Here is a 5264-nt window from a genome sequence, read left to right on the forward strand (position 1 = left end):
CGCGAGACTTTCCAATTCTTCTTCCAAAGGCTTTACTTCGGTACCTTCTGGCATCTCTGCCAAAATGATATCCAGATTTAATTCTTCTTCTTGCAGTTGCTCAACAATACCCGCACGCTGCACTTCAAACATTTGTGCCGCCAAACGCTCCTGCTCCAAATGCGCACGCACGGCTTGCACTTCTTGTTCAGCGCGGTTGCGCGCCTGCTCCGAGTTGCGCAACTCGTGCTCAACGGTTTCCAATGCGCGGCGCGCCTCAGTCAAGGAAGCTTCAACCGAAAGACGCTTGGACAAACTGGCTTCCAGCTCCAACTTATATTCTTCAACCGGATCGCGGTTGTCCGCAATACTGGCCAGCAATTGCTCACGGCGCTCTTGCAAACGTGAAGCCTGTTCGCGCAAACGACCAATGCCCAAACGAATGGAATCCAACTGCGTTTTTACCGATTGGTAACGCATGGCAATTTCATGGGCTTTATCTTTATCGTGGCGGGCGCGCTGACGGGCAGCATCCAAACCAGTGCGGATATCATCGCGCTGTTGCAGCAGCGATTCACGCAGGTCGGTATCCTGCTCCATCATCTCAATAGCTTCGCTCAAAATCATACGCGCCTCGGACAAATGTTCAGCTTCCTGCTCCATTTGTTCGCGCGCCTCGCGGATTTCATTATCCGCGCGCTCGCGGCGCATATTCATTTGTTCAATGCGAACTTGTTTGGCGCTTAATTGTGAACGCAACTCGCCGTATTTGCGGTTTTCTTCATCAACCTGACGACGCAATGTTTCACGGTCTTGCTCCAAGCGTTTAACTGCGGCACGCCCTTCTTCCAGTTGGACATTGAGTGTTTCAATATTTTCTTCTGCAGTTGCAATTGCAGCTGCTAACTCTTCCAACTCTTGACGACGAGCGATTACACCTGAGCTCGCATCTGTGTCCCGGGTAACACGTACCCAGTGGGGACTTAACCAAATACCATCGCGGGTGATAACGGATTCATTTGCCGCAAGCTGTTTACGCAAAGCGAGTGCAGCCGATAAATCATCGGCAATATAAATTCCGGCGAGCAGACCCTGGGCATCCCAAGGGGCAGTCACTTTTGCGCTGAGCAATGAGGCTTTTGTAGATGCGGAAGAGGTTGATTTAGCATTGATATCAAACAATACCAACTCGCCTTGGGTGAGATTTTCAAGCAAGCCAGTCACTGCATCGACCTGATCAACACAAACCGCTTGCAATGCATTACCCAATACAGTTTCGAGTGCTTTATCCCAACCGTCAGCCACGCTGATTGAATCAGCCAGACGCGACTTATTGGTCAAATCATTTTGCGCCAACCATTGGGTAACGGCTTTATTTTTTTCACCCATTGCCGCTTGTTGCAATGCTTCAAGCGAGGCATGGCGGCCACGCATTTTTTGTAATTGGCTGCGCGCCTGATCCAATTCATTTACAAAGCGGTTGTTGTCATTGCGGGTGCTATCCAGCTGCTCAACAAATGCATCCAGTTGCATGCGTTTTTCATCGGCAACCAAATCCAATTCAGCGAGTTGTTCAGTCAACTCATGAATAGACTCGTCTTCCGAACTATCTTGCAAGTTGGTTTTTTCTTCGCGCAATTTCTCAATACGCTGCAACAAACGTTGCTGTACCTGTTCAAGATGTTGGATGCGCGATTGTTGAACTTCGGCACGTTGGCGCGGCTCGGCCGCACGCTGGTTAAAACTGTCCCAATCATTCTGCCAACGCTGCATTGCTTCTTCAGCATCAATCAACGATTCGCCAGAGGTTTCCTCTGCTGCTTTAACCATTTCCAGCTCAGGCTCGAGCTCTAACAGCTCTTCTTCCCAAGCTTCAGTTTTTTGCGTATCGATTAATAAATTTTCTTCAGCTTCTTTGCTGTCGCGGCTGGTTTGATCCAGATCCGCCTGCAGTTGACGCGCGCGTTCACTGGCGTGTTGGATACTTTGCTCAAGGCGGGCAATCTCCGCGCCGATGGCGTAATAGCGGCCTTGGACTTCATTAAATTTATCGCCCAGCTCAGTGTATTGGCTGCGATATTTTTCAATTTGGGTGTCTTTGTTTACTTGATCGGTGACAAAAGATTCCATTCGCAGTTCGAGATCGCGAATACCGGCCTGTTTGGCTTTCGCTTGCAGATCCAGCTGCTGGAATTTAAGCGCTTGCAACTGTGCTTTTAATAAACGCTCTTCTTTTTTGTACTCTGCGTATTTTTCAGCTGCTTGTGCCTGACGCTGCAACCGCGATAATTGGCGCTCCAATTCATCGCGGATATCGGTCAAACGCTCAAGATTTTCCTGCGTGCGCCGCATACGGCTTTCGGTATCACGGCGACGCTCTTTGTATTTGGAAATACCCGCCGCTTCTTCGATATAAACACGGAGATCTTCCGGTTTAGCCTCGATCAGCTTTGAGATCATGCCCTGCTCGATAATCGCATAACTGCGCGGGCCGAGACCTGTGCCAAGGAAGATATCGGTAATATCGCGGCGGCGGCATTTGGTGCCGTTGAGGTAATAGCTATTGTCGCCATCGCGGGAGACTTTGCGTTTGATACTGATTTCGGTGAAGGCGGCGTATTCGCCCAGGAGGGTGCCATCAGAGTTGTCGAACACCAGTTCGATAGAGGCTTGACCGACAGGTTTACGGCCGCTGGAGCCGTTAAAAATAACGTCGGTCATGTTTTCGCCACGCAGATTTTTGGCGGAGGATTCGCCCATAACCCAACGTACAGCGTCAATAATGTTCGATTTACCGCAGCCATTCGGGCCAACAACAGCGCATAGGTTGCTGGGGAAGTTGACCGTGGTAGGGTCAACAAACGATTTAAAGCCAGCCAGCTTGATGCACTTTAGCCGCATAGGTCCATACACTCATATTTCATCAGGCTTATATGGTTCGAGCGCCCTACTCCAACCCGCCTGTTCAATAAATAATTCGCCGGCAACCACACATTGCCTAGCTGTTTGATTTTGTTAATTTTTTTAGCTTTTATAAAAATTCGGAAAGATGCCAAAAAAACCTGTAAGGGCGGGATTCTACACATTTGTGTGCCGCTTTACACCCGCCGCCGCCAGCAAAAATCATAATGCCGGATGGTCTGTTTAATTTTCACCCAGAAACACAGAGGTTTGCCGAAACACCTGAATTATTGCGTTACTTTCTGATCAATTTTGATGCTGACATCAGGCGGCACCGCCTTCATATCCACAGGGCCGAAACTACCCTGCCAATCACCCACTTTTGCTGCTGCGGTCCCATCCTGCGAAATACGGGCAACCACTTCCACATTGTCCACCGAGCCTAAACTCATCGCCGGTGTCATAGCCATAGCCTCGGTCAGCACTACCCGCTTGGGCAGCTCGGAAACTGGTAGGCGCGTAATCGCCAGTGGCATTTTGGCACCCTGCCAGGTACGCGCGTAAACAAACACAATTTGCTCAGGGCTCGCGGTCACTCCCTCGGCCAAACTAACGTTGATAGTTAATTGCCGGCCGGCACGGGCGGCAGCAAGCGACGCTTCAGTGCCACCGTCCGCAAAATACAGGGTCGCTGCGCGTTCAATACCGGCAACCAATGCTTGACTCCCCGGGGAGTCCTGCCCGGTCAACTTGACGGTGCGCTCCCAGTACTTGATGGCATTGACGTAATCCTTCTTACCGAACGCATCTATGCCCGCCAAGCCTAATGCCATAGTGTTGTCGGGCTCAATTTTGAGGGCTTTTTCAACCAAATCGGTGATCGGCGGGCTCATCTTTCGGTCGTCACGTAGAAACATTGCCTGCGCCAACTCCGCCATCACCATCGCGGAACTCGCATCGCGCTGCAGAACTTGCTGATAGGCATTGACGGCTTGGCCAAAATCATTCAAATCCATCTGCATACGCGCAAGGAAAAACCAATATTGAAGCTGCTCAGGCTCATCGGCCAGGCGAGCCTGAATCAGACGCACCATCTCACGCGCGCGCACCGGATCAGGATTGCGGCCAGCCTCATAGTCCTTGTTATCCAACTCTTGTTTAAGTTCCTGCGCCAAACGAATCTCCACGTCAGCACTACTGCCCAATTGCTGATAAAGCCCCCAGCTCACTGCGATAAGCAAAACGCCAATAACACTGAGTGTTTTGAGTCCAGCGCCCAAGGTCCGACTCTGCTGCGCCGCACGAATATCGGCCTCATCCTCCAGCAGCGCACGCTCTTGCTCCAACTTCAATTGCTCAAACTGCTCCTGGTCGATTCGACCTGCGGTTAATTGCACTTCCAACTCCGCAATATGCTCGCGAAACAAACGCACATTTTCAGCGAGACGATCAGCAACCACTTCACTCGACTGGCCATTCTGCTGTTTGCCGTAACGCACCAGAGGCCAAAAAATAAAACCCAATGCCAATACACTCAGGAGCGCCACTCCAATCCACAAGGACGTCATTATTTTTTCTCCGGTTTGGATTTTTTATCTGCGTTTTCGGCAGTTTCTTTATTGGATGATGGATTCAGCAAATGTGCCAAGCGCTCCCGCTCGGTAGACGACAGACCTACATCCACCGCCACATCAAGGCGACGACGCTTGCGCACTATAAGTAGAAGCATGATTACGCCAAAGACCAGTAAAAAGACCGGTGCGCCCCAGAGCAACAGGGTGGCAGGCGATAAACGCGGGCGATACAAAATAAATTCGCCATAGCGCTCCACCATAAAATCCACAATTTCTTTATCCGATTTGCCGTCTTTTATCATGAAAACCAGCTCACGCCGGAGGTCTTCAGCGATGGGCGAATTGGTACCGGCAAGATTCTGGTTTTGACATTTGGGGCAGCGCATTTCATCAATAAAGGTTTGGTAGCGTTGGCGATCAACATCGTTATCAAACTCATGTACTTCGATAGCGGCAAAGCTGGAAAAAGAAAGGAGTAACAATCCGAGACAGGTGCAAAGTCTTATTAGAGTTGCGCACATAAACAGGCTTCCGCGGCATTGGATGAAAATTTTGCGCGAGTATAACAACTCATAAGCGAGAGCGGGAAATTTTGCCACCAAGAGCAAAAACCGATCACAAGTGTTTGTTTTGCAACCGCTTTTTAACTTTTCAGCAGAAATTTAAAGAATCTGTAAAAAAAAGGTTGACCCAAAGTTTTACATGATTAGAATACGCGCCACCAACAAGGTGAGCGCTGAAAAGCGTGTAATCTTGGGCGGTTAGCTCAGTTGGTAGAGCAATGCCCTTACAAGGCATGGGTCACAAGTT

3 protein-coding genes are annotated in these 5264 nt (G+C 49.9%); all 3 read right to left on the bottom strand.

Translation table 11 applies throughout. The features are described 5' to 3' along the window. Nucleotides 1–2880, bottom strand: a 2880-nt coding sequence (gene smc / locus ACWA6V_RS16860; RefSeq protein ID WP_449523582.1) for a chromosome segregation protein SMC, incomplete at its 3' end; no start/stop codon positions are given. Between the two features lie 287 nt (nt 2881–3167). Further along, entirely contained in the window at nt 3168–4448 is a 1281-nt protein-coding gene (gene ccmI, locus ACWA6V_RS16865; protein WP_449523583.1) for a c-type cytochrome biogenesis protein CcmI, read from the bottom strand. Then, nucleotides 4448–4975, bottom strand: a complete 528-nt coding sequence (locus ACWA6V_RS16870) for a cytochrome c-type biogenesis protein (RefSeq protein WP_449523584.1) — start codon at nt 4973–4975, stop codon at nt 4448–4450. The genes ccmI and ACWA6V_RS16870 overlap by 1 nt, the downstream gene beginning before the upstream one ends. Nucleotides 4976–5264: the final 289 nt, after the last annotated feature.

The organism is Cellvibrio sp., from assembly GCF_053579595.1.

Coding starts and splice junctions, on each gene's coding strand:
- ccmI (WP_449523583.1), bottom strand. CDS start 4,448: ATGACGTCCTTGTGGATTGGAGTGGCGCTCCTGAGTGTATTGGCATTG.
- ACWA6V_RS16870 (WP_449523584.1), bottom strand. CDS start 4,975: ATGTGCGCAACTCTAATAAGACTTTGCACCTGTCTCGGATTGTTACTC.